Source organism: Nocardioides sp. J9, from assembly GCF_007829375.1.
Lineage (GTDB): Bacteria > Actinomycetota > Actinomycetes > Propionibacteriales > Nocardioidaceae > Nocardioides.
Window position 1 is genome coordinate 32,921 of record NZ_VLJQ01000001.1, and the last position, 24,091, is coordinate 57,011.

Annotated in this window: 18 protein-coding genes and 1 pseudogene; 11 read left to right on the forward strand and 8 right to left on the reverse strand. The window is 73.0% G+C overall.

Annotated features, from left to right (window positions below; all coding sequences use genetic code 11):
• Positions 1 to 101: 101 nt before the first annotated feature.
• Positions 102 to 530, reverse strand: a complete 429-nt coding sequence (locus tag L615_RS00145; protein WP_222430389.1) for a M23 family metallopeptidase — start codon at positions 528 to 530, stop codon at positions 102 to 104.
• A gap of 1,195 nt (positions 531 to 1,725) precedes the next feature.
• Here L615_RS00145 and sucC point away from each other — a divergent pair.
• Positions 1,726 to 2,895, forward strand: coding sequence for an ADP-forming succinate--CoA ligase subunit beta (gene sucC / locus L615_RS00150; RefSeq protein WP_145723695.1), 1,170 nt, complete (start codon positions 1,726 to 1,728; stop codon positions 2,893 to 2,895).
• Positions 2,896 to 2,914: 19 nt separating this feature from the next.
• Positions 2,915 to 3,811: a succinate--CoA ligase subunit alpha gene (gene sucD / locus L615_RS00155; protein ID WP_028653877.1), complete on the forward strand. Its 897-nt coding sequence runs from the start codon at positions 2,915 to 2,917 to the stop codon at positions 3,809 to 3,811.
• Positions 3,812 to 3,901: 90 nt separating this feature from the next.
• Here sucD and L615_RS00160 read toward each other — a convergent pair whose 3' ends face one another.
• From L615_RS00160 to L615_RS00175, 5 genes and pseudogenes are all read right to left on the reverse strand, one after another.
• The gene (locus L615_RS00160) at positions 3,902 to 4,639 is read right to left on the reverse strand and encodes a hypothetical protein (RefSeq protein WP_145723696.1); all 738 of its coding nucleotides are present in this window, start codon (positions 4,637 to 4,639) and stop codon (positions 3,902 to 3,904) included.
• Between the two features lie 197 nt (positions 4,640 to 4,836).
• A complete protein-coding gene (locus tag L615_RS00165) occupies positions 4,837 to 6,360 on the reverse strand; it encodes a hypothetical protein (protein WP_145723697.1) in 1,524 nt (507 codons plus the stop codon).
• Complete coding sequence (locus L615_RS23935; protein WP_261376499.1) at positions 6,353 to 6,583, reverse strand: RNA polymerase sigma factor; 231 nt, start codon at positions 6,581 to 6,583, stop codon at positions 6,353 to 6,355. Before L615_RS23935 ends, L615_RS00165 begins: the two co-directional genes overlap by 8 nt.
• 202 nt (positions 6,584 to 6,785) lie before the next feature.
• Positions 6,786 to 6,866, reverse strand: a pseudogene (locus L615_RS23940) (SigE family RNA polymerase sigma factor); the annotation flags it as partial.
• A gap of 173 nt (positions 6,867 to 7,039) precedes the next feature.
• Positions 7,040 to 8,980: a hypothetical protein gene (locus L615_RS00175; RefSeq protein ID WP_145723698.1), complete on the reverse strand. Its 1,941-nt coding sequence runs from the start codon at positions 8,978 to 8,980 to the stop codon at positions 7,040 to 7,042.
• 173 nt (positions 8,981 to 9,153) lie between these two features.
• Here L615_RS00175 and L615_RS00180 point away from each other — a divergent pair, with 173 nt between their 5' ends.
• From L615_RS00180 to L615_RS00200, 5 genes are all read left to right on the forward strand, one after another.
• The gene (locus L615_RS00180; protein WP_051485315.1) at positions 9,154 to 10,473 is read left to right on the forward strand and encodes a DUF6350 family protein; all 1,320 of its coding nucleotides are present in this window, start codon (positions 9,154 to 9,156) and stop codon (positions 10,471 to 10,473) included.
• 261 nt (positions 10,474 to 10,734) lie between these two features.
• Complete coding sequence (gene purN / locus L615_RS00185) at positions 10,735 to 11,349, forward strand: phosphoribosylglycinamide formyltransferase (protein ID WP_028653882.1); 615 nt, start codon at positions 10,735 to 10,737, stop codon at positions 11,347 to 11,349.
• Positions 11,350 to 11,479: 130 nt separating this feature from the next.
• A complete protein-coding gene (purH, locus tag L615_RS00190; RefSeq protein ID WP_145723699.1) occupies positions 11,480 to 13,069 on the forward strand; it encodes a bifunctional phosphoribosylaminoimidazolecarboxamide formyltransferase/IMP cyclohydrolase in 1,590 nt (529 codons plus the stop codon).
• A 108-nt stretch (positions 13,070 to 13,177) separates the two neighbouring features.
• Positions 13,178 to 14,047 (forward strand): bifunctional methylenetetrahydrofolate dehydrogenase/methenyltetrahydrofolate cyclohydrolase, encoded by an 870-nt coding sequence (locus tag L615_RS00195; RefSeq protein ID WP_028653884.1) that lies wholly within the window; start codon positions 13,178 to 13,180, stop codon positions 14,045 to 14,047.
• A gap of 212 nt (positions 14,048 to 14,259) precedes the next feature.
• Complete coding sequence (locus L615_RS00200) at positions 14,260 to 14,568, forward strand: DUF3017 domain-containing protein (RefSeq protein WP_186449650.1); 309 nt, start codon at positions 14,260 to 14,262, stop codon at positions 14,566 to 14,568.
• Positions 14,569 to 14,765: 197 nt separating this feature from the next.
• Here L615_RS00200 and L615_RS00205 read toward each other — a convergent pair whose 3' ends face one another.
• Positions 14,766 to 15,752, reverse strand: a complete 987-nt coding sequence (locus L615_RS00205) for a malate dehydrogenase (protein WP_028653885.1) — start codon at positions 15,750 to 15,752, stop codon at positions 14,766 to 14,768.
• Between the two features lie 96 nt (positions 15,753 to 15,848).
• Between L615_RS00205 and L615_RS00210 the strand changes: the two genes are divergently transcribed.
• Positions 15,849 to 16,517 carry a hypothetical protein gene (locus L615_RS00210; protein WP_145723700.1) on the forward strand — a complete coding sequence of 223 codons (669 nt, stop codon included), beginning with the start codon at positions 15,849 to 15,851 and terminating at the stop codon, positions 16,515 to 16,517.
• 254 nt (positions 16,518 to 16,771) lie between these two features.
• Here L615_RS00210 and L615_RS00215 read toward each other — a convergent pair whose 3' ends face one another.
• On the reverse strand, positions 16,772 to 17,857 hold the full coding sequence (locus L615_RS00215; RefSeq protein WP_145723701.1) for an MIP/aquaporin family protein: 1,086 nt from the start codon (positions 17,855 to 17,857) through the stop codon (positions 16,772 to 16,774).
• Positions 17,858 to 18,115: 258 nt separating this feature from the next.
• Between L615_RS00215 and L615_RS00220 the strand changes: the two genes are divergently transcribed.
• From L615_RS00220 to L615_RS23950, 3 genes are all read left to right on the forward strand, one after another.
• Positions 18,116 to 20,305: an NADP-dependent isocitrate dehydrogenase gene (locus L615_RS00220; RefSeq protein ID WP_145723702.1), complete on the forward strand. Its 2,190-nt coding sequence runs from the start codon at positions 18,116 to 18,118 to the stop codon at positions 20,303 to 20,305.
• A gap of 191 nt (positions 20,306 to 20,496) precedes the next feature.
• On the forward strand, positions 20,497 to 22,440 hold the full coding sequence (locus L615_RS23945) for an ABC transporter ATP-binding protein (RefSeq protein WP_261376500.1): 1,944 nt from the start codon (positions 20,497 to 20,499) through the stop codon (positions 22,438 to 22,440).
• Positions 22,343 to 23,956, forward strand: coding sequence for an ABC transporter ATP-binding protein (locus L615_RS23950; RefSeq protein WP_261376501.1), 1,614 nt, complete (start codon positions 22,343 to 22,345; stop codon positions 23,954 to 23,956). The genes L615_RS23945 and L615_RS23950 overlap by 98 nt, the downstream gene beginning before the upstream one ends.
• The last annotated feature ends 135 nt before the right edge of the window (positions 23,957 to 24,091 follow it).

A 24,091-nucleotide genomic window follows, 5' to 3' on the forward strand; every position in this document is an offset into this window, starting at 1 on the left:
GGGCACACGAAACTACGGCCTGGCACACGAATTCAGGCCCTCGAACAGGGGGTTTCACCACCTAGGTGGTGAATCCCCACTCCGCCGCCGCAGCGAGAGCGTCAGGGCGTCACGCCGTGCTGGCGCAGCGCGGCGTCGGGGTCGACCGGGTCGCCGCCGCCGGGGCGGACCTCGAGGTGGAGGTGCGGGCCGGTGACGTGGCCGGTGCTGCCGACGTAGCCGATGAGCTCGCCGGCGCGGACGGTGTCGCCGACGGACGCGGCGATCGAGGACTGGTGGCAGTACCAGATCTCGGTGCCGTCCTCGAGGGTGAGGACGGTCTTGTTGCCGTAGGCGCCGTCGAAGCCGGTCGAGGTGACCACGGCGTTGGTGACGGCGTAGAGCGGGGTACCGCTGGGGGCGGCGAAGTCGAGGCCGGTGTGGTAGCTCGACCAGAGGCCGTACTCGCCGTAGGTAGCCGCTGAGCGGCAGCACCCAGCGGTTGAGGGCGATCTCGGCGGCTTCCTTCTCGGCGGCCTTCGCGAGGTCACCCAGGGCGGTGTTGCGCTCCTCGGCGTGGCGCTCGGCCTCGGCGACGAGGTCGGTGCCGGTCGCCTGGGCGAGGGCGTCACGGTCGGAGTCGCGGCTGACGGTGTCGACGCGCTCGGTGATCGAGCCGGTGCCGAAGGAGCCGGTCATCGCGTTCGCGGCGGTGACCCGGTGGCCGCCGGCGGCCAGCTGCGGGTCGGCAGATACGACGGCGCCGCCGACTGCGACCGCGAGGGTCGCGACGCCGACGGCGACGGGGAGGCTGGGCAGTCCCTTGAAGAGGGGGCCGCGGCTCCCGGAGTGCCTGGTCGCGCGGCGCTTGCCGGGCGAGCCGACCGCGCGGAGCTGGGTCGAGGAGTCGGTCAGCAGCGGGATGTCGCGCAGTGCCGGCAGCTCGACGGTCGGGGTCTTCTCGAGCCCGCGGAGCGTGATCGGCGCAGCGGTCGGTACGACGGGCGCGGGCTCCGGCTCCGCAGGCGTCTCGACGTGGGCGGCGGCAACCAGGGCGGGCTCGACAGCGGGGGCCGGAGTGGGCGTGGCGCGGGTCACAGGGCTGGCCGGGGCCGGGGTGGGCACCTGCGCTGCAGCGACGGGGGCCTCCGGCGCGGGCGTGGGGTCCACCGGTCGGGCCACGCGCTTGCCGACGTAGGTCGACGGCGTCGCCGACTCGTCGACCGGGCGCCGGGCAGCTCGTTTCCCGACGTACGGGGAGGCTGCCGTGGGCTGCGGCGCGCGGTTGTCCGCTCGGTGGCTACCCATCAAGCTGCTGACTCCTTGGGGGGACGTTGTGCAGGCCGGTTTCGGCCCGCATCCTCGTCCGAGGCCCCGAGTGGCTCCGACACGACGTGGCTGTCGGGTGACAGCCGGGCGAAACATGCGCGACCGACCTTAACCGATGCCGGGACCGCCCCGAAATCCTCTGTTCGGACCTGTGGACGACTTTTTCGGGGCCGTGAGCAGGGCCGGGCGGGCGCCCGGCCGCCGGCGTGGTGGCGGACCTGGCGGCTGACCTGCAGGTGTCCGTCCGGTGGCGCGGAGGCGGCCCGCGGGCGGCTGCCGCACGCGCCCGGGCGTGTCGGGTGAGCCGCGTCACGTCGACGCTCCCGGTCTCGTCCTACTCGTGGGTCAGGACTAGTGTGCCGGGGGGTGCGGCAGGCTGCGCACCGACCTCTGACCCAGATGTGAGGACGTAAATCAGTGGACCTGATGGAGTACCAAGCGAAGGAGCTCTTCGCGAAGCACGGTGTGGCCACTACCATCGGCGTGGTCGTCGAGACCGCCGAGGAGGCGAAGGCCGCCGCTGAGCAGCTCGGTGGCGTCACCGTCATCAAGGCGCAGGTCAAGGCCGGTGGCCGCGGCAAGGCGGGCGGTGTCAAGATCGCCAAGACGCCGGACGAGGCCTTCCAGTACGCCACGGACATCCTGAACCTGACGATCAAGGACCTCCCGGTCAACCGGGTCCTCGTCACCCCGGCGACCCCGCCGGAGGAGGAGTACTACTTCTCCTTCCTGCTGGACCGGTCGAACCGCCAGTACCTCTGCATCGCGTCCGTCGAGGGTGGTGTCGAGATCGAGGAGGTCGCGAAGACCAACCCCGACGCCGTCAAGAAGATCGCGATCGACCCGGGCAAGGGCGTCGACGCCGCCAAGGCGCGCGAGATCGCGACCGAGGCCGGCTTCCCGGAGGCTGTCTTCGAGCAGGCCGTGACGATGATCGAGAAGCTCTACACGGTCTTCGTGGAGGAGGACGCGACCCTCGTCGAGGTCAACCCGCTCGCCCGGCTCGCCGGTGACAAGCTGGAGGCCCTCGACGGCAAGGTCTCGCTCGACGAGAACGCCTCCGAGGTGCGCCACCCCGACCACGAGGCCTTCGAGATCCGCGAGGAGGCCGACCCGCTCGAGGCGAAGGCCAAGGACCTCGGCCTGAACTACGTCAAGCTCGACGGCCAGGTCGGCATCATCGGCAACGGCGCGGGCCTGGTCATGTCGACCCTCGACGTCGTCGCGTACGCCGGCGAGAAGCACGGCGGCGTGAAGCCGGCGAACTTCCTCGACATCGGTGGCGGCGCCAACGCGCAGGTGATGGCCAACGGCCTCGACGTCATCCTCAACGACGAGCAGGTCAAGTCCGTCTTCGTGAACGTCTTCGGCGGCATCACCGCCTGTGACGAGGTCGCCAACGGCATCAAGGGCGCCCTCGAGCTGCTCGGCGACAAGGCCACCAAGCCGCTCGTCGTCCGCCTCGACGGCAACGCCGTCGACAAGGGCCGCGCGATCCTCGACGAGCTGAACCACCCGCTCGTCACGCAGGTCGACACCATGGACGGCGCGGCCGACAAGGCCGCCGAGCTGGCGAACAACGCCTGAGGCCGGGGGAGAAGAACAGATGAGCATCTACCTCAACAAGGACAGCAAGATCATCGTCCAGGGCATCACCGGCGGCATGGGTGCCAAGCACACCGCCCTGATGCTCGACTCCGGCGCCACCATCGTCGGCGGCGTGAACGCCCGCAAGGCCGGCACCACGGTGACCCACAAGGACCACGACGGCAACGACGTCGAGCTCCCCGTGTTCGGCACCGTCGCGGAGGCCATGAAGGAGACCGGCGCCAACGTGTCGGTCCTCTTCGTCCCGCCGGCGTTCACCAAGGACGCAGCGATCGAGGCCATCGACGCCGAGATGCCGCTGATCGTGGTCATCACCGAGGGCGTCCCGGTCCAGGACACCGCCGAGGTGTGGTCCTACCTGCAGGGCAAGAAGACCCGCATGATCGGCCCGAACTGCCCCGGCATCATCACGCCGGGGGAGTCGCTCGCCGGCATCACCCCGCACACCATCGCGGGCAAGGGCCCGGTCGGCCTCGTCTCGAAGTCGGGCACGCTGACCTACCAGATGATGTTCGAGCTGCGTGACTTCGGCTTCTCGACCGCCATCGGCATCGGCGGGGACCCGATCGTCGGCACCACGCACATCGACGCGCTCCAGGCCTTCGAGGAGGACCCGGAGACCAAGGTGATCGTGATGATCGGCGAGATCGGCGGCGACGCCGAGGAGCGGGCCGCGGACTACATCAAGGCCAACATCACCAAGCCGGTCGTCGGGTACGTCGCCGGCTTCACCGCCCCCGAGGGCAAGACCATGGGCCACGCCGGCGCCATCGTGTCGGGCTCCGCGGGCACGGCCCAGGCCAAGAAGGACGCCCTCGAGGCCGTCGGCGTCAAGGTCGGCAAGACGCCGTCCGAGACCGCGGCGCTCGCCCGGGAGATCCTCGAGTCGCTCTGACTCACCTGCTGAACGGCCGAAGGCCCGCCACCCCCACGGTGGCGGGCCTTCGTCATGCCCGGGGACCGGTTCCCGGTCGCGTGGCGGGGCTCAGCCCAGCCGGTCGACCGCCTTCGGCAGCATCTGGTTCACCGGGGTGCCGCCGTCCTCCTCGAGGAAGTTGTAGTCCAGGCCGACGATGATCGAGGTGACCATCGTGAGCCGGTCGCCCTCCACGGCCAGGCCCGTCTCCATGATGTAGGCCGACTCGCCCTCGTCGATCCCCTCCGGCACCGGGCCGAAGTGGGCGTCGATGATCTGCGCCGCGTCCCCGGTGGCCACGTCGCGGCTGGTGAGGGTCCGGAAGTCGGTGATCGCCTCCGGACGGTCGGTGCACTCGCTGACCAGCGCCGCGACCTCGTCGTACGCCGCACGGGCGGCTGCCGCGTCGTCGTACCGGCCGACGAGCTGGGTCAGGTGGTCCTCGTCCACCTCGACGTCGTCCTCGGTGTTGCGCAGCTCGAAGTCCGCGCGGACGACCTCGGTGGCGCCGGTGCCGCTGAGCCCCTCGGCGAGGCACGGGTGGGCGAGGTCGCCGTTGCCGTCCAGGTCCTCGTCGCCGGTGGCGGTGCGGAACCAGTCCGCGCCCTCGTTGTAGACGGTGTCGTCGTCGGTGAGCAGCACGTCCTCGGTGAGTGCGTCGGCCGCGGCCGGCGTGCTGGTCGTGCCGGCCTGGTCGGCGGGGGTGGCGGGCGCGCGGTCGTCGGCGGCGGACGGGTCGCTGCCGCAGGCGCCGAGCAGGGTGGCCGCCGCGACGGCGGCGGCGAGGGTGAGCCGGTGCTGTCGCATGGCGGTCTCCTTCGTTCGGTGGTGGTCGGTGGTGGTGCGTCGAGATGAAGACGCTGGGAGGAGCCGCCCGGTTGCAACGATCTCCCCGAAATCTCGGGAGATCTGGCTCCGGCCGCCCCGGGGCGGCGGAGACGCAGCACGGGCCGCCACCTGGTCGGTGGCGGCCCGTGTGCGGGTGGGGTCGTGGTCGTCGGGCGTCAGCAGCCGGCGGCGCGGAAGGCGCAGAGGCCGTCGACCACGTCGGAGGCGTCGGTGAGGACCTGCTCGATGACCTCGGTCTCCCGGCCCTGCGGGTTCCCGCCGTGGCCGGCGCGGGCCTCGACGAGGACGGCGGTGCCGGTGCGGACCACGACGATGGTCTCGCCGAAGGTCGACGGTGACCCGTCCAGCTCGTCCCAGCCGAGCACCGCGAACGAGCCGTCGCCGGCGCCGAGGTCCTCGACCTTCCAGTTCGGCGTGTAGCCGTCCTCGCGGACCTCCTCCACCGGGCACCCGGAGTAGAGGTCGCGCAGCGCCGTGGTCATCGCCGTGGCCTCGGCGACCGTCGCGTAGACGGTCAGCTGCCGGGTCCGGTAGTCCTCGACGTCCTCCCACCGTGCGGTCAGCCGGTCGGCGTGGTCGAGGTCCGGCTGGTCGGTCCCGCAGGCCGAGAACGCCAGCGGGTCGAGGCCGCGCTCCGGGCCGGTGAGGCCGTTGCCGGACTCCGCGGTCCCGGGCTCCGGCCAGCCGGAGGCGAGCGGGTAGCCGTCGGGGATCCGGACGTCGCCTGCGGCCTGGCCGTCGCCGTCCTGCCCGTCGCCGTCCTGCCCGTCGCCCTCCGCACCGTCGGTCTGGCCGGGGTCGGCCTGGGCGGTGGCCAGCAGCGAGGCGGCGGGCGGGATCATCTGGTTGACCGGCGTGCCGCCCTCCTCGGGCAGGAAGTTGTAGTCCTGTCCGACGATGCGGGAGTCGAGGACGGCGATCCGGTCGCCGACCCGGACCAGGCCGGTCTCGGCGAGGTAGGCCTCGTCGAGCTCCGCGTCGGGCACGGGGCCGTACTGGGAGTCGAGGATGACCGCCTCGCTGTCGCCGCCGAGGCCGGTGTCGGCGTCGTAGGCCTGGTTGTAGCGGTACTCCGGCGTGCCGGCCGCCGTCGCGGCCTCGGTGCAGTCACGGATCCACTCCGCGATGGTGTCGTAGGCGGCCGATGCGGTGGCCACGTCGGGGAACTGCGCGATCGCCTCGCGGAACCGGTCGCCGGTGACCTCGGGCGGGGTCTCGCCCTCCTCGAGCTGCGCGTTGCGGAGCTCGAAGTCGCGCTGGACCACGGCCGTCGCGCCGAGGTCGGTGAGGCTCTCCCGGGCGCACATCTGGAAGGGGTCGTCGCCGTCGCCGACGAAGGTGTCGGTCGCGAACCAGTCGGCGCCGTCGTTGTAGACGGTCTCGGCGTCGCTGAGCAGGTTCGCCTCGCTGATCACGGACGAACCGCCGTCGGGGTCACCGGCGACGTGGTCGCCGTTGCGGTCGGCGTCGCCGCCGATGACGGCGAACACGGGGACGCTGACGGCTGCGGCGGCGAGGGCGGCACCGCCCGCCACGAGGGCGGTACGACGGCGTCGGATCTGGTCGCCGCGGCGCCGTACGTCGGCTGCGGAGAGCGGCATGTCTCCTCCAGGGTTCGCGGCGCCGAAGCCGGCGCCGAAGCGGGCCAGCTCGTCGATGGGGTCGTGCTGCTCAGGCATGGGACACCCCTCCTCCGGCGAGCCCGGCGTCGTCGGCGAGCAGCTCCGCGAGGGCTGCCCGGCCGCGGCTGAGCCGGGCCTTGATGGTTCCTTCGGGAACGCCGACCTCGGCAGCGACCTGCTGCACCGGGAGGTCGGCGATGTGGTGGAGGACCAGCGCCTGGCGCTGGGCCTCGGGCAGCTGGCGCAGGGCCGCGACGAGCGCGACGTGCGACTCGTCCACGGCGGCCACGGTGCCAGCACCCTGCAGGGCCCGGTCGGGGGAGCGCTCGCCGCGCTTGCGGCGGCGCCAGCGAGGCGGTAGGCGGTGGTGCGTACCCATGCTTCGGGGNGGGCCCGGTCGGGGGAGCGCTCGCCGCGCTTGCGGCGCTGACCGCGAGGCGGTAGGCGGTGGTGCGTACCCATGCTTCGGGGTACTCGGCCCGGTCGAGCTTGCGACGGTGTGCCCAGGCGCGGGCGAACGCCTCCTGGGTGCACTCGGTGGCCTCCTCGAGGTCACCGATCATCGCGTAGACCTGGCCGGTCACCCTGCGGAACGACGCGGTGTAGAACTCGTCGAATTCGCTGGCCTCCACGTCGACCCTCCTCTCGGACCGTCCTGCGCGGCCCCGTCGGCGGGGGCTGTCAGGGGGTATACGCCCGCTGCCGGGAGCCGGTTGCACCCGATCCGAGGAAATCTCTACCCGCTGTAGGGCTTCATCGCGCGCAACCTGTCCAGGGCGCGCTCGGCGAGGGCCACGAAGTCGTCGTCGGCGATCCGGGCGCGGGGTGCGGCGACGTAGACCACGACTGCGAGGGCGGTGCCGCTGCGGACCAACGCGACGTCGTACTCCACGGTGCGGTCGCCGGGCAGGGCGGTGCTGAGGTGCCAGGCCGACAGGGACGTGGTCCGCGTGTCGCGGGAGGCGATCTCGTCGACCTCGGTGCCCGCGGTGGCGTCGGTGTCGGGGCACGCTGCCACCTGCTCGCGGAACCGGGCCACGAACGCACGGGCGGCCCGCGGCGGGAGGGTGCCGACGGTCTCGGTGAGGCCGACCTCGGGCGGCAGCTTCGCCGCGCTCAGCACGAACGTGCGGAACCGGTTGCCCTGGATCTTGCGGTCCCGGAAGGAGCCGAAGAGGTGGACGGTGGCGCAGCCGATCGCGCCGGAGTCGATCCGGTCCTCCTTGAGGGCCGCCGGCGGGGTCCCGACCCACGGCCCCTGGTCGGTGTTGAGCGGCGGCAGGTCGATCTCGGACAGCATCCAGCGGACCTTGCCGACGGGGTACGCCGCCCGGTCGACCACCTTGGGCCGGGCCGGCGCGCAGCCACCGCCGTCGGCGAGCGGGCAGAGCCGCCCGACCGCGGAGGCGACGAGGCGGGCCACCCCGCGACGGTCGGCCCTGTCCACGGGGACCCGGGTGGTCAGCGAGGTCGCCGTGGTGAACAGGCCGGTCCGGGCGAGCGCGACGACGTGGACCAGGCGGGAGTCGCGCGGGCGCAGCACGACGAGGGACGCCTCGTCGCCGACACCGGGCAGGTCGGCGGTGCTGACCAGCTGGACCCGCGGCACGGTGGCGTCCTCGTCCTCCGGGGTGGGGCAGCTCGTGAGCCAGATGAGGGTACGGCGGTAGGTGCCGGTCGCGCGGCGCTCGTTCATCGACGCCTCGGCGAACTGCACGACCGCCCGGGCGGGCTTCACGCCCGGGGTGCGGAAGGTGCGCACCCAGGCGGCGGTGCCGCGCGGGTCGGCGTACCGGTCCGCCTGGCAGGGGAGGACCCGGCCGTTCCCGGTCGAGTTGTCGCTGGTCGCGCCCTGGCGCCAGCCGCGGCCGCGGAGCACCTCCCGGACGGCGTCGACCGGCAGCAGCGCGGTGTCGGGCAGCGTGGTGACGGCGGGCCCGGCCCCCGGCGGGGCACCGGACGGCGTCGGGAGCGGCTCGCGGTGCAGGGACGGTCGGACGCCGGTCGCGTCGGTGGCGACGGCGCCGCCGGCCACGAGCGCGACCACCGCGGCGGTGGCACCGATGACGGTGTGCGCACGGCGGCGGGCGCTGCCGGCGCGGCGGATGATCGTGACCCGCGGCCAGGCGACGGCCCGCGTGACCGATGCCAGCGAGCTCAGCGACAGCGGGATCGCGGAGGTCGGGATGCCCAGCTGCATCGCGAACTGCGCCGCGCCGAGCTGCAGCTCGCGCTCGGCGGCCTCGAGCGGCAGGCCGACCTCCTGGGCCATCTCCTCCATCGTGACCGCCGCCAGCTGGGTCAGCAGCAGCGCCTTGCGCTGGGGGAGGGGCAGGGCCGCCACCGCGTCGAGCACGGAGCGCACCTCGGCGTCGAGGTCCTTCTTGCGGTGGAACGGCCGCGTGCTGTTGCGGCGCAGCGCCTTGCGCCACGCGTTGGGTCGCACCGCCATCTCCGGGTCGTCGAGGCGTGACGTCTTGCGCCAGTGGTGCCAGGCGACGACGAACGCCTCCCGCACGGCGGCCCGGGCCACGGCCAGGTCACCGGTGAGCGCGAAGGTCTGCAGCAGCAGCCGGTCGCGGGTGTCCTTGTAGAAGGCGTCGAAGCTGGTCGCGAGGTCCGCCGTCATCACGTACCCGTGCTCGGGTGAGGGCGTGCGGTCGAGCGGCTCGGTCATGGCCGGACCACCGTACGACGTCGGCGGGAATCCTCACGACCGGGTCCGGGACCGAGTCCTGGCAGCCGTCGTACCGGCGCCGGGGCACTGTGACGGGGATCAGGTCCCGAACCGGGGTGCCGTCGGCGTGCCTGCCCGTCCCGGCGCCGTGGCGGCGTGAAGATGGACGGACCATGACGTCGCTCCAGGACCCCGCGGTGCGCCGTGCCGCCGGACGCAACGGCAAGGGCACGGCCCGCAGCGACGCCGAGCTGCGCCACGAGCTGGCCACCAGCCGTCCGCTGGTGCCCACCGCGACCCTCGGTGGTGCCGTCGCCGCCGGCGGCCCGCTGCTGGTGTGCATGGCCCTCGCGGTCGTCGGCTGGTTCCTCACCGACGCCGGCGCCGACGGCAGCCCGAGCGGGGCGCTGCGCGTCGGCGCGCACGGCTGGCTGGTCGCGCACGGCTCGACCGTCGCCGTGGAGGGCATCCGGATCACCGCGATCCCGCTCGGCCTGACCCTCGCCTGCGCCTGGGCGGCGTGGCGGGTCGGCCACCGGGTGGGAGAGTCGGTCTCCGGGCACGGCCCCGACGCCGACCGGATCGCCGACGGCGCCCGCGACTGGACCGTCCCGCTCGCGGCGAGCCTGTTCGCGCTCGGGTACGCCGTGGTCGCGGTCGTCACCGGCGCGGTCGCCGCCACGCCCGCGTCCTCCCCGGCCCAGGCGCCCGTCGTGCTGTGGTCGGTCGTGCTCGCCGGGCTGGTGGGCGGCGCCGCCGTCGCGTTCGGCTCCGGGCGCGCCGCGATCTGGCTGCCGCTCGTCCCCGCCGCCGTCCGCGACGCCGCGCTCGTGGCCCGCCGGATCCTCGGGCTGTGGGTGGCGATCAGCCTGCTGGCGCTCGCGGCCGCCTTCGTCCTCGACTTCTCCACGGCCGCCAACGTCGTGTCCCAGCTGCACGCCGACGCCGGCGCCGTGACGCTCATGCTCGTCGTCACGCTGCTGGTGCTGCCGAACGCGGTGCTCTTCTCCAGCTCCTACCTGCTCGGCCCCGGGTTCACCGTCGGCACCGGCACCACCGTGTCCACCAGCGCCGTCGTGCTCGGCCCGCTGCCGATGTTCCCCCTGCTCGCCGCCCTGCCCGACCAGGGCGTGCAGCCGTGGTGGACCGAGTGGCTCATGCTCACCCCGGTCCTGCTCGCCGCACTCGTCGCCGCGAAGGTCCAGCGCGACCGCCCCGTCCTCGGGTGGGACCAGGCCGCCATCCGCGGTTGCGCCGGCGGCATCCTCGCCGGCGTCGGCCTCGCCGTCCTCACCGCCCTCGCCGGCGGAGCCGTCGGCCCCGGCCGGATGGCCCACGTCGGCCCCTACACCTTCGAGGTCCTGCTCCACGCCATCACCTCCTTCGGCATCGGCGGCCTCGCCGGCGCGGTCCTGGTCTGCTGGTGGCAGCGGGACGGTGACGGGTGGCTGCGGACCCGGCTCGGAGTGCTGCGGGAGCGGGTGCGGCGGTAGGCCGGGAATCACCGCCTGGGCGGTGATTCCCGAACTTGTTGACTGCTGCAGCGGCCAACAAGTCCGGGTAACGGCCACCAGGTGGCCCGGGTCGGCGCGGAGCGGGCTCGGCGCGGTGGCTTGGCGCGGCGGCTCGGGAATCGCCTCCTCAGAGGTGATTCCCACACTTCCTGACCGTTGCAACGGCCAGGAAGCAGCAGGGACGGTCAGGAGGTGCGGCCGTCGGTGGTGGCCCGGCCCGCCCGTCCTAGACTTCCGCCCGTGCCCGCACCCGCCCGCCTCGTCGTCCTCGTGTCGGGCTCCGGCACCAACCTCCAGGCGATCCTCGACGCCAGTGCCGACCCGGCGTACGGCGCCCGCGTGGTCGCCGTCGGCGCGGACCGCGACGACATCGAGGGGCTGCGTCGTGCCGAGCGTGCCGGCGTACCGACCTTCGTCACGAAGGTGAAGGACCACCCGACCCGCGAGGACTGGGACCGTGCCCTCGCCGCCGAGGTCGCCGCGCACGAGCCCGACCTGGTCGTGCTCGCCGGGTTCATGAAGCTCGTGGGGGAGTCCTTCCTCGACGCGTTCGGCGGGCGCACCGTCAACACCCACCCGGCGCTGTCGCCGTCGTTCCCGGGCATGCACGGCCCCCGCGACGCGCTGGAGTACGGCGTCAAGGTCACCGGCGCCACCCTGTTCGTCGTCGACGCCGGGGTCGACACCGGCGCGATCGTGGCCCAGGCCGTCGTCCCGGTCGAGGACGACGACACCGTGGAGTCGCTGCACGAGCGGATCAAGGTGGCCGAGCGGGCCATGCTCGTCGACTCGGTCGGGCGGATGGCCCGGGAGGGCTTCACCGTCGACGGCCGTCGGGTTCGCCTCGGCGGCTGAGCGGCCGTAGAATCGGCGGCACACGACTGGCGCAGGTGGGTCACCACCAGGGAGTGACGAGTCGGCATCGATCGCCTGGGTGCCCTCATCGAGATCACCGACCGATGAGTCCACCCTGAGGAGCCCCTCGATGTCTGCCACGCCCGACCGGATCGAGATCAAGCGCGCGCTGGTCTCCGTCTTCGACAAGACCGGCCTCGACGAGCTCGTGACGGGCCTGGCCGCCGCCGGCGTCGAGCTGGTCTCCACCGGCGGCTCCGCCGCCCTCATCGAGTCCCTCGGCCTGCCGGTCACGAAGGTCGAGGACCTGACCGGGTTCCCCGAGTGCCTCGATGGCCGCGTGAAGACGCTGCACCCGCGCGTGCACGCCGGCATCCTCGCCGACCGCCGCCTGCCCGAGCACGTCTCCCAGCTCGAGCAGCTCGACGTCGCGCCCTTCGACCTGGTCGTCGTCAACCTCTACCCGTTCGCCGCCACGGTCGCCTCCGGCGCCTGCGTGGACGACTGCATCGAGAAGATCGACATCGGTGGCCCCTCCATGGTCCGGGCCGCGGCGAAGAACCACCCCTCCGTCGCGATCGTCACCGACGGTGCCGACTACGCCCGCGCCCTCGACGCCGCCCGCAACGGCGGCTTCACCTACGCCGAGCGCAAGGAGCTCGCCGCCAAGGCGTTCGTGCACACCGCGACGTACGACGTCCAGGTCGCCTCCTGGATGGGCAGCGTGCTGACCGACACCTCCGAGGGCACCGGCTTCCCGGCGTGGATCGGCGGCACCTACGACAAGTCCGCCACGCTGCGCTACGGCGAGAACCCGCACCAGCCGGCGGCCCTCTACACCGCCGGCGCCGGCAACGGCGGCCTGGCCGCCGCCGAGCAGCTGCACGGCAAGGAGATGTCCTACAACAACTACGTCGACACCGACGCGGCCCGGCGCGCGGCGTACGACCACGGCGACCAGCCGACCGTCGCGATCATCAAGCACGCCAACCCGTGCGGCATCGCGGTCGGCGCCGACGTCGCCGAGGCCCACCGCCGTGCGCACGAGTGCGACCCGGTCTCCGCGTTCGGTGGCGTCATCGCCACCAACGTGCCCGTCTCGGTCGAGATGGCGCGCCAGGTCGCCGAGATCTTCACCGAGGTCATCGTGGCGCCGGGGTACGACGAGGGCGCGGTCGAGGTCCTCCAGGGCAAGAAGAACATCCGGATCCTCGTGGCCGAGCCGCTGACCGCCGGTGGTGTCGAGACCCGCCCGATCAGCGGTGGCCTGCTCGTGCAGCACGTCGACCAGTTCCAGGCCGAGGGCGACGACCCGGCCGGCTGGACGCTGGCCACCGGCGACGCGGCCGACGAGCAGACCCTCGCCGACCTCGCCTTCGCCTGGCGTGCGGTCCGGGCCGCGAAGTCCAACGCCATCCTGCTGGCGAAGGACGGCGGCGCCGTCGGCATCGGCATGGGCCAGGTCAACCGTGTCGACTCCTGCAAGCTCGCCGTCGAGCGCGCCAACACCCTCGTCGAGGGCCAGGAGCGTGCCCGCGGTGCGGTGGCCGCCTCCGACGCGTTCTTCCCGTTCGCCGACGGCCCGCAGATCCTCATCGACGCCGGCGTGAAGGCGATCGTGCAGCCGGGCGGCTCGGTGCGCGACGAGGAGACCATCGCAGCCTGCGCCGCGGCCGGGGTGACGATGTACTTCACCGGCACCCGCCACTTCTTCCACTGAGCCGGACCGAGCGAGCCATGTCGCCCGTCACGTCCGGCCGGTCCGGCGGCACGGGCGCGTCCTGCTCCGACCTGACCCCGACCTGACCGATCTGGAAGGATCAACGACGTGACTGCACAGAAGCTCGACGGCAACGCGACCGCTGCCGCCATCAAGGACGAGCTGCGCGTCCGCATCGAGCGGCTGCACGAGCAGGGCATCACCCCCGGGCTCGGCACCGTGCTGGTCGGCGACGACCCCGGCTCGCGCTGGTACGTCAACGGCAAGCACAAGGACTGCGCCGAGGTCGGGATCGCCTCCATCCGCGTCGACCTCCCCGAGGTCGCCACCCAGGAGGAGATCGAGGAGGCGGTCGCCACGCTCAACGCCGACCCGGCGTGCACCGGCTACATCGTCCAGCTGCCGCTGCCGCGCGGGCGCGACGAGAACCGCGTGCTCGGCCTGATCGACCCCGCCAAGGACGCCGACGGCCTCCACCCGACCAACCTGGGCTGGCTGGTGCTCGGCAACGAGGCGCCGCTGCCGTGCACGCCGTACGGCATCGTCGAGCTGCTGCGCCGCCACGACGTCCCGATCGCGGGCGCCGAGGTGGTCGTGGTCGGCCGCGGCGTCACCGTCGGCCGCCCGCTCGGCCTGCTGCTCACCCGCCGCAGCGAGAACGCCACCGTGACCCTGTGCCACACCGGCACCGTCGACCTCGCCGCGCACGTGCGCAAGGCCGACATCGTGGTCGCCGCCGCGGGCGTGCCCGACATCATCACCGGCGACATGGTCAAGCCCGGCGCGGCCGTCCTCGACGTGGGCGTGAGCCGCGTCGACGGCAAGATCGCCGGCGACGTCGCCGCCGACGTCTGGGAGACCGCGGGGTGGGTCTCGCCCAACCCGGGTGGCGTCGGCCCCATGACCCGCGCCATGCTGCTGGCGAACGTGGTCGCGATGGCCGAGACGCAGGCCGAGGGCGGGAAGGCAGCGCACTGAACGAGGAGCCGCACGTCGCGGAGGAGCCCGGGGAGGGCAGCCCGCCCGACGCCACGGACACCACCGCGCCCGAGGAGGCCGGTGGTGACGGGGCCGGTGCCGACGGGACCAGTGCTGACGGGGCCGGCGCCGACCACTCCGGCGACGCCGACCAGCCCGGACCCGCGGGCCAGGCCGGTGAGGTCGAGGCGGGCGAGGTGGAGCCTGGCGAGGTGGAGGCTGGTGAGGCCGAGCCGCCCGCGCCGCGCCGCTACCCCTCCACGATCGGCGGTGCCCTCTACATCGTCGTCGTGGCGCTGACCATCGTCGGCGTCGTCGTGGCCGCCGCGTCCGACTGGCGCACCGGCATCCGCATCGTCGCCGGCGCGCTGACCGCCGCGGCCGCAGGACGCCTGGTCCTGCCCGACCGCGACGCCGGCATGCTCGCCGTTCGCCACCGCGTCCTCGACGTCGCGATCCTCGTCGTGATCGCCGGTGCGCTCTTCGTGCTCGCCGCGAGCATCCCCGACCAGCCGGTCTGAGCAGCCCAGCAGGAACGGTCAGGAGGACCGCCGCGAGGCGGGTGTGGGGTGGCGCCGGGAATCACCGCCTGGGCGGCGATTCCCGAGCTTGTTGGCCGCTGCAGCAGCCAACAAGTCCCAGCAACGGCCACCAGGTACGACGAGGGGCCGGTGCCCGACGGCACCGGCCCCTCGTCGTACGACCCGTCAGGTGGGCCTCAGATGAGACCCAGCTCGGTGACGGCGGCCTTCTCGTCGGCCAGCTCGGCGACGGAGGCGTCGATCTTGCCGCGGGAGAACTCGTCGATCTCCAGGCCCTGGACGATGCTCCACTCGCCGTTCGAGGTGGTGACCGGGAACGAGGAGACCAGGCCCTCCGGGACGCCGTAGGAGCCGTCGGAGACGACCGCCATGGAGACCCAGTCGCCCTCGGGGGTGCCGTGCAGCCAGTCGCGGGCGGCGTCGCAGGTCGCGGACGCGGCCGACGCGGCCGACGAGGCGCCACGGGCGTCGATGATCGCGGCGCCGCGCTTGGCGACGGTCGGGATGAAGGTGTCGGCGATCCACGCCTGGTCGTCGACGACCTCGGCGGCGTTCCGGCCGCTGATCTCGGCGTGGAAGATGTCGGGGTACTGCGTCGCCGAGTGGTTGCCCCAGATCGTCATCTTCTTGATGTCGGTGACCTTCGCGCCGGTCTTCGCCGCGAGCTGCGAGATCGCCCGGTTGTGGTCGAGGCGGGTCAGCGCCGAGAACCGCTCCTTGGGGATGTCGGGCGCGTTGCTCGCCGCGATCAGCGCGTTGGTGTTGGCCGGGTTGCCGGTGACGCCGATGCGCACGTCGTCGGCGGCGACCTTGTTGAGCGCCTTGCCCTGGGCGGTGAAGATCGCGCCGTTGGCGGAGAGCAGGTCGCCGCGCTCCATGCCCGGGCCGCGGGGGCGCGCGCCGACGAGGAGGGCGAGGTTGACCCCGTCGAAGATCTTCTCCGGGTCGGCGCCGATCTCGATGCCGGCGAGGTTCGGGAACGCGCAGTCGTCGAGCTCCATGACGACGCCCTCGAGGGCCTTGAGCGCGGGCTCGATCTCCAGCAGGCGCAGCTCGACGGGACGGTCGCCGGCGATCGCGCCGCTGGCGATGCGGAACAGCAGGCTGTAGCCGATCTGGCCGGCGGCGCCGGTCACGGCCACCTTGAGCGGGGTGGTGCTCACAGGACACTCTCCTCAGGGGTCTGGGCTGTCTCCGTGACGCTAGCAGCGGATGGCCCGTCGCGGGGGCGTAGCCACGCGTGCGAGACCATGGGCCGCATGCGAACCCGGGCCCCCCTCGCCACGGCGGCGCTGGCGGCCCTGCTGGCCACGACGACGACCCTCGCCGGCTGCGGCTCCGGCTCCCCGCCGAGCCCCCCGTCGGGCGTGGACCAGCTCGTCGTCCCGACCCCCGACCCTGACGCCGACGACTTCGTGGAGGTCGTCGACAACCCGTGGTTCCCGCTGCTGCCCGGCACGCGGTGGGAGTACGACGTCCCGCGAGCCACGACCGAGACCCTGGTCGTCGAGGTCGCTGCCGGGCCGGAGGTCGCGGGCGTCGCGACCACCGACCTCGTCCGCACCTCCGCCGACGGCACGGTGGTCCGCGACCACTACGCGCAGGACACCGCCGGCAACGTGTGGTGGTTCGGCCGCGAGGGGGAGTGGACCGCCGGTGTCGACGGTGCCGAGGCGGGCCTGGCCATGCCGGCCGACCCCCGCCGCGGTGACGGCTTCGTGACCGGCCGCTCGACCAGCGGCGACGAGGTCGCGACCGTGGAGCGCCTCGACGGGGGCGCCGTCGTACCGCAGGGAGAGTTCGACGACACCGTCGAGCTCGAGGTCCGTGACGCAGCCGGGCTGACGCGACGCGAGGTCTACGCCCGCGGCGTCGGCCTGGTGCTGGTCGGCGAGACCGCGCTGGTCGACCTCACCCGGCCGGAGTAGGAGTCGGCTGCAGGAATCCCCGCCTGGGCGGGGATTCCCGCGCTTGTCGACGCTTGCAACGGCCAACAAGCGCAAGAAGACGTCGACAAGTCCGGCCCGGAACCGGCCCCGGACAGCCCCTGCCGCGGCGGGCGCGGCAGGGAGAACGCGGAGCGGGGCCCACCCCGGAGGGTGGACCCCGCTGTCGGGTCGACGTCAGGACCTCGGCGAGGCCCCGGTGCCGACCGGTGTCACTGCGTCACTGTCTCACTGCGTCACTGCTGCGGCGGACGCACCTGGGTCTGGTCGCTCGCCGGAGGCGCCCAGCCGCCACCCTGGCCGTGGTCGGGTGCGGGGGAGGGCGAGGGAGCCGGGGCGGACGAACCCTGCGCGCCGGGCTGCTGGGCCGGGATCCACTGCTGCGAGGCGGGGTCCCACTGCCAGCCGTCCTGGATGATCGGCTGGTCCTGCCCCTGGCCGTAGCCGGGCTGCTGCTGGCCGCCGAAGTCCTGCTGCTGGCCGAAGTTCGGCTGCGGGTAGCCCTGGTTCCACTGCTGGGTGAACCCCGGGTCCGACGAGCCGCCGCTGCCGAAGCTGAGGCCGGAGCCCGCGACCGGGTCGGCGTCACGGCCGAACAGCACCGGGTAGAGCAGGCCGGCCGCCGCGCCGCCGACGAACGGGGCGATGAGGAACGGCCAGACCTGGACGATCCAGTCACCGCCGCTGAACAGCGCCGGGCCGAGCGAGCGGGCCGGGTTCACCGAGGTGCCGGTCAGCGGGATCAGCATGAAGTGGATGACCGCGAGGGTGACGCCGATGGCGAGCGGCGCCAGGGCGGCGATCGCCCGGTTGCGCTGGTCGGTGACCGCGAGGATCACCAGGATGAACATGAAGGTCATCAGCAGCTCGACCAGGAACGCGGCCCACCAGGCGTAGTCGTAGTCGCCGTGGCTGAAGCCGTTGGTGCCGAGGGCGAAGCGGTCGTCGAAGGCCTCGAAGCCGTCGACGCCGAACATCAGGATCATCAGCACCAGCGCGCCCACGATGCCGCCGGCGAACTGCACGGCGACGTACACGCCGGTGTCACGCCACGAGATCCGGCCCGCGAGCGCCGCGCCGACGGAGACGGCGGGGTTGAAGTGCCCGCCGGAGATCCGGCCGAACGCGTAGGCCATCAGCGTCACCGTCAGGCCGAAGGCGAGCCCGGTCTGGACGACGGAGCCGCTGTTGACCACGGCCACGCCGCAGCCAAACAGGACCAGCGCGAAGGTGCCGATGAACTCGGCCAGCAGCTTCTGCAGGGTGGTCGGTGGGGTCTCAGGAGTGTCGGCCGACTGGTCGGCCATCGCTTCTTGCGTCATGGGGTCAACCCTTCCTCGGTCCGGCTCCCGAAAACCAGCCGGGTCACTGGAATTCCAGCCTAGACCCGTCGGAGCCCGGCCCCGGCGAGGCACGCGGCCGCCCTGGCGAGGCATGCGGAGGCCCTCGGGCCGGGGGAAACGGCCGTCCCCGGTTCCCCGGGACTCCGCCTAGGGTGGCCACGAAGGGGGCTCCCGCCCCGACATCAGGTATCTTGACGTCAAGAATCCCACCAACGGCCCCAGGAGTGACGCCCGAACATGTCGAGCATCATCTACACCCACACCGACGAGGCGCCGCTGCTCGCGACGTACTCCTTCCTGCCGATCGTCGAGGCGTACGCCGCCAAGGCCGGCGTGAACGTCGAGACGCGCGACATCTCGGTCGCCGCCCGCATCCTCGCGCAGTTCGGCCTCGCCGACGACGCGCTCACCGAGCTCGGCGAGCTGGCCAAGACGCCTGAGGCCAACATCGTCAAGCTCCCCAACATCTCCGCCTCGATCCCGCAGCTCAAGGCCGCGATCAAGGAGCTGCAGGCGCAGGGCTTCGACGTACCGGACTACCCCGAGTCGCCCTCCACCGAGGAGGAGAAGGAGATCCGGGCCAAGTACGACAAGGTCAAGGGCTCCGCGGTCAACCCGGTCCTGCGCGAGGGCAACTCCGACCGCCGCGCGCCGGCGTCGGTGAAGAACTACGCCAAGACCCACCCGCACACCAACAAGCCGTTCTCCGACGGCTCGAAGACCAACGTCGCCACCATGGGCGAGCACGACTTCGCGAGCAACGAGAAGTCGGTGACCCTGGCGGAGGACGACGTCCTCTCGATCGTGCTGGAGACCGAGGCCGGCGAGAGCGTCGTCCTCAAGGAGGGCCTGAAGGTCCTCGCCGGCGAGATCGTCGACGCCACCAAGATGGAGGCCGCGCACCTGCAGGGCTTCCTGCGCAACGCCATCGCCCAGGCCAGGGCCGAGGACGTGCTGTTCTCGCTGCACCTCAAGGCGACGATGATGAAGGTCTCCGACCCGATCATCTTCGGCCACGCGGTCAAGGCCTACTTCGCCGACGTCTTCGCCCAGTACGGCGACCAGCTGGCCGCCGCCGGCCTCTCGGCCAACGACGGCCTCGGTGCCATCCTGTCCGGCCTCGACGCCGTCGAGAACGGCGCCGAGATCAAGACGGCCTTCGAGGCCGCCCTGCAGGACGGCCCGCGCCTGTCCTACGTCAATTCCGACAAGGGCATCACCAACCTGCACGTGCCGTCCGACGTCATCGTCGACGCCTCGATGCCGGCCCTCATCCGCAACGGCGGCCGCCTGTGGGGCGCCGACGGCGGCGAGGACGACACCCTCGCGGTCATCCCGGACTCCTCCTACGCCGGCGTCTACCAGGCCGTCATCGAGGACGTGAAGAAGAACGGCCCGCTCGACCCGGCCACCATCGGCACCGTCCCGAACGTCGGCCTCATGGCGCAGGCGGCCGAGGAGTACGGCTCGCACGACAAGACCTTCGAGATCCCGGCCGACGGCACCGTCCGCGTGCTGGCCTCCAACGGCGACGTGCTGCTCGAGCACGACGTCCAGGCCGGCGACATCTGGCGCGCCTGCCAGACCAAGGACGTCCCGGTCCGCGACTGGGTCAAGCTCGCCGTCACCCGGGCCCGTGCCTCGCAGACCCCGGCGATCTTCTGGCTCAACGAGTCGCGTGCCCACGACGCGGAGCTGATCAAGAAGGTCAACGCCTACCTGCCCGAGCACGACACCGAGGGCCTCGAGATCCAGATCCTCTCGCCAGAGCAGGCGACGGCGTACTCGCTCGAGCGGATGCGCAAGGGCCTCGACACCATCTCGGTCACCGGCAACGTGCTGCGCGACTACAACACCGACCTGTTCCCGATCCTCGAGCTCGGCACGTCGGCGAAGATGCTCTCGGTCGTCCCGCTCATCGCCGGCGGCGGCCTCTTCGAGACCGGCGCGGGCGGCTCGGCGCCGAAGCACGTGCAGCAGCTGGTCGAGGAGAACTACCTGCGCTGGGACAGCCTGGGCGAGTTCTTCGCCCTCGTCCCTTCGCTGGAGAAGTACGCCGAGCAGGCCGACGCCCCCGCGGCGAAGGTGCTCGCCGCCGCCCTCGACCGCGCGACCGGCACCTTCCTCAACGAGGACCGCTCGCCGGGCCGCAAGCTCGGCACGACCGACAACCGGGGATCGCACTTCTACCTCGCCCTCTACTGGGCCGAGGAGCTCGCCTCGCAGACCGACGACGCTGCGCTCGCCGAGGCGTTCAAGCCGCTGGCCGAGACGCTGCGCAGCAACGAGCAGAAGATCGCCGAGGAGCTGATCGCCGTCCAGGGCAAGCCCGCCGACATCGGTGGCTACTACCGCCCCGACGCCGAGAAGACCGCGGCCGTGATGCGGCCCAGCGCCACCCTCAACGAGGCGCTCGCGGCGTTCTGAGGCACCACCGGGAGCCCGCCTGACGCGGGCCTCCAGCAGCACCGGGACGAGCCGGTCGCGCACCCTGCGCGGCCGGCTCGTTCGTGTGTTCGCCGCCCCTGCCACGGCGCCGCCGGAAGTCTTCCGGCAGTGACGGGGGTCGCCCAGAAAATCAGGGGCGTCCGTCGGCGACGACCATTACGATCGATCCAGTGACCACGACCCTGGACCGGGCCCCCGCGGCAGTTCCTGAGCCGGTCCGACCGGTCGATCCCGCCCGCCGCGTCGACTGGCGCCGGCTGCGCACCCCTGCCGCCGGCTTCGCCGTCGCCGCCGTCGCGCTGGGCGCCCTCGGCCAGGCGCTGGGGACCGTCGTCGCGGGCCGCATCGCCGACCACCCGACCGCCTCCCTGGTGTGGTGGCTGGCCTTCCTCGTCGTCGGGGCCGCCGCCGTCGACACCACCGGCCGCGTGGTGTGGGCAGGCGTGGTCGACCGCGCCGAGGGCCGGCTGCGCGGCGACCTGCTCAGCGCTGCGCTGCACCAGCCCCTCGAGCACCTCACCGAGCAGGCCGTCGGCGAGGTCCTGGACCGCGTCGACGACGACACCCACGAGGTCGGCACCCTGCTGCGGCAGCAGATCTGGATGGCGATGCGCACCGCCTTCGCCTCGGTGCCCATGTGGCTGGTCGCTGGCTTCACCTGGTGGCCGGCCTTCTTCCTGTTCCCCGTCGTCGGCGGCCTGACGGTCTGGCTGATGCGCCCCGCGCTGGTCGAGATCGCCCGCCGGAAGGTGGTCGAGGAGGCTGCCTGGACCGACCACGCCGCTGCGCTGGAGGAGGGTGTCGCCGGACGCGACGACCTGCGCACCAGCCTGGGCCAGGCGTTCGCCGTACGACGCCTCGCGCAGCTCTCCGCCGACGTGCACGAGAAGTTCCGCAAGGTGCTGGCGGTCGAGGCCCGCCTCGCGGTGAGGGTCGGCCTGGTGCTGCACGGGCTGCTGGCTGCGATCGCCGTCTCCGGCGTCCTGCTCGTCAGCGGCGACCGGCTCAACGTGGCCGAGCTGGTCACGCTCTTCCTCGTCACCACGATCTTCGTCGGCCAGATCAACCAGCTCGCCCACCAGCTCCCCGACATCCAGGCCGGGCTGGGCGCGGTGCTGCGCCTGCGCCAGCTGCTGGCCGTCGAGGCCGAGCCGGTCGGCGGCGAGGACCTCCCCGCCGGCGCGCTCGACCTGCGCATCCGGCACCTCGACTTCTCCTACGCCGAGGGCTCCTTCGCGCTGCGCGACGTGAACCTGTACGTCGAGGCGGGGCACACGCTCGCGCTCGTCGGCCGCACCGGCTCCGGCAAGTCCACGCTCGCCTCGCTGCTCTCGCGCGCCGCAGAGCCGCCGCCGGGGACGATCTTCCTCGGCGGGGTCGACATCACCACCCTCGACCTCGACGGCCTGCGCCGCCGCGTCGGCGTGGTCACCCAGCGCACCGAGATCCTCGCCGGCACGCTCGCCGAGAACATCACCCTCTTCGCGCCGGTGCCGCGCGAGGAGGTCGAGGCAGCGGTCGAGGAGCTCGGCCTCACCGAGTGGGTCGCCGGCCTGCCCGACGGGCTCGACACCCTGCTCGGCCCCGGCGGCACCGCGCTGTCGGCGGGGGAGGAGCAGCTGGTGGCGTTCGCGCGCCTGCTCGTGCGCCACGTCCAGGTCGTCGTCCTCGACGAGGCCACCGCCCGCATGGACCCCGTCACCGAGGCGCGGGTGGTCGCCGCCGCCGACCGGCTGATCAGCGGCCGCACCGGCATCCTGGTCGCCCACCGGCTCAGCACCATCGAGCGCGCCGAGGCCGTCGCCGTCCTCGACCACGGCGAGGTCATCCAGCACGGCCCGCGCGACGACCTCGCCGTCGTCGACGGCCCGTTCCGCCGGTTGCTCGCGGCCAGCGACACCCACGGCTTCGAGTACGGGCGAACCGCCGCAGCGGCCCGAGGTCCCGGAGGGCTCCTCGCTCGCGCGCGGCACCTGGAACGCCTTCTGGGTCCGCCCGTGGTGGGGCGCTTGGTCGGTGGTGCTCTTCCTGGGCGGCACCATCTTCGCCCCGCTCGGCGCGGTCACCGGCTTCCTCTGGGGCCGCGTCGTGGAGCGGCTCGAGGCCGACGGTGACGTCACCACGCTCGTCGTCGTCCTCGTCGGTTCGCTGCTGCTCGCGCCCTTCCTGCTCGCCGACGCCTTCCGGCGCTACCCCCGCTGGTGGATCGAGGTCATGCTGCGGGTGCGGATGGCCGTCCTGCTGGGGCAGGTGCGCACCCACCGCCTGGAGCGCACGCCCGCCGGCGAGGTGGTCGCGCGGTCGATGGACGCCGACCGCTACGCGCGGTACGCCGACCGCTGGGTCGACTTCGTCAACGGACTGCTCATCGCGGGCATCACCATGCTCGCCGGCGGCACCTGGCTCGCCGGCGCGGTCCTGCTCGTCGTGATGGTCACCAGCGCGCTCGCCTCGTCGCTGGGCCGCCCGATCGCCGGCCGCTCCGCCGCCCGCTCCTCGGCAGCCCGCGCCCGCTTCGGCCGGGCCGTCGTGTCCGCCGTGGAGTCGGCGCGGACGGTCAAGCTCGCCGGCCGCACGCCGCACGTGCACGCCCACCTGCGCAAGGTCGACGACGGCCGCGTGGAGGCCGCCGTCTTCGAGCACCGGGTGCAGGCCGTGCTCGACGGCGTCCCGATCGTGATGGTCCAGGTCGGCGTCGTCGCCGCGTGGGCGCTCTACCTCGCCGACGTGTGGGGCCTGGCGACCGCGCTGCTCGTCGCGACCGCGGTCAACGGCTTCGACTGGTTCGGCCGTGTCGCCGGCGCCGTCGTCACCGAGGCCCCCGGCGTCCGGTCGTGGCAGCGTGCCACCTCCCGCTTCGCCGGCGGCACCGACCTGATGGCGATGCCCGACGGCATCGACCTGGTCGCGGGCACCGCCCCCGACCCGGTGGCACCGCAGCGGGTCGCCCTCGAGCGGCTCGAGCTGTCCGGCTACAGCGCGATCCACGACGACGGCACGATCGGCGCCACCGGCGTCGACCTCACCGTCGAGCGGGGTGAGCTGGTGCTGCTCGTCGGCCAGGTCGGCTCGGGCAAGTCCAGCCTGCTGTCCTCGCTCGCCGGCCTGATCGAGCACCGCGGCTCGCTGCGCTGGAACGGCCAGGAGGTCGCCGACCCGGAGGCCTTCCTGCGCCCCGGCCAGGTCTCGCACGTCGCGCAGGTCCCGCGGGTGCTCTCGGGCACCTTCGCCGACAACATCCTGCTCGGCCACGACCGGCCGATCGACCAGCCGGTCGAGACCGCCCGGCTCTCGCTCGACCTCGCCGAGGCCGGCGGCGCGGACGCACTCATCGGCCACCGCGGCGTGCGGCTGTCCGGCGGCCAGGTCCAGCGCCTCGCGCTGGCCCGCGCCCTCGCGGCCGACTCCGAGCTGCTGCTGGCCGACGACGTCTCCAGCGCGCTCGACGCGGCCACCGAGATCGAGCTGTGGGCGGCGCTGCGCGAGCGGCACACCACGGTCATCGGTGCCACCTCCAAGCGGGCCGCGCTGGCCCAGGCGGACCGGGTCGTCGTACTCGTCGACGGGCAGCTCGCCGCGGTCGGTCCGTGGTCGGAGCTGTCGGCCGACTGGGCGCACCTGGCCGGCTGACCATCGCCGTTCGGGCACCACTTGGTGGCCGCTTCCCGGACCTGGTGGCCGCTGCAGCAGTCAACAAGTCCGGGAATCGCCGCCCAGGCGGTGATTCCCGGGCCACTTCCTGACCGGTTCCGCTGCTTCCTGACC

Excerpts from the sequence above, each read along its gene's own strand:
- L615_RS00210 (WP_145723700.1), top strand. The coding sequence starts at position 15,849 with ATGCGAACCCGGGCCCCCCTCGCCACGGCGGCGCTGGCGGCCCTGCTG.
- L615_RS00160 (WP_145723696.1), bottom strand. The coding sequence starts at position 4,639 with ATGCGACAGCACCGGCTCACCCTCGCCGCCGCCGTCGCGGCGGCCACC.
- L615_RS00180 (WP_051485315.1), top strand. The coding sequence starts at position 9,154 with ATGACGTCGCTCCAGGACCCCGCGGTGCGCCGTGCCGCCGGACGCAAC.
- L615_RS00165 (WP_145723697.1), bottom strand. The coding sequence starts at position 6,360 with ATGCCTGAGCAGCACGACCCCATCGACGAGCTGGCCCGCTTCGGCGCC.
- L615_RS00215 (WP_145723701.1), bottom strand. The coding sequence starts at position 17,857 with ATGACGCAAGAAGCGATGGCCGACCAGTCGGCCGACACTCCTGAGACC.
- L615_RS00175 (WP_145723698.1), bottom strand. The coding sequence starts at position 8,980 with ATGACCGAGCCGCTCGACCGCACGCCCTCACCCGAGCACGGGTACGTG.
- sucD (WP_028653877.1), top strand. The coding sequence starts at position 2,915 with ATGAGCATCTACCTCAACAAGGACAGCAAGATCATCGTCCAGGGCATC.
- L615_RS00220 (WP_145723702.1), top strand. The coding sequence starts at position 18,116 with ATGTCGAGCATCATCTACACCCACACCGACGAGGCGCCGCTGCTCGCG.
- purH (WP_145723699.1), top strand. The coding sequence starts at position 11,480 with ATGTCTGCCACGCCCGACCGGATCGAGATCAAGCGCGCGCTGGTCTCC.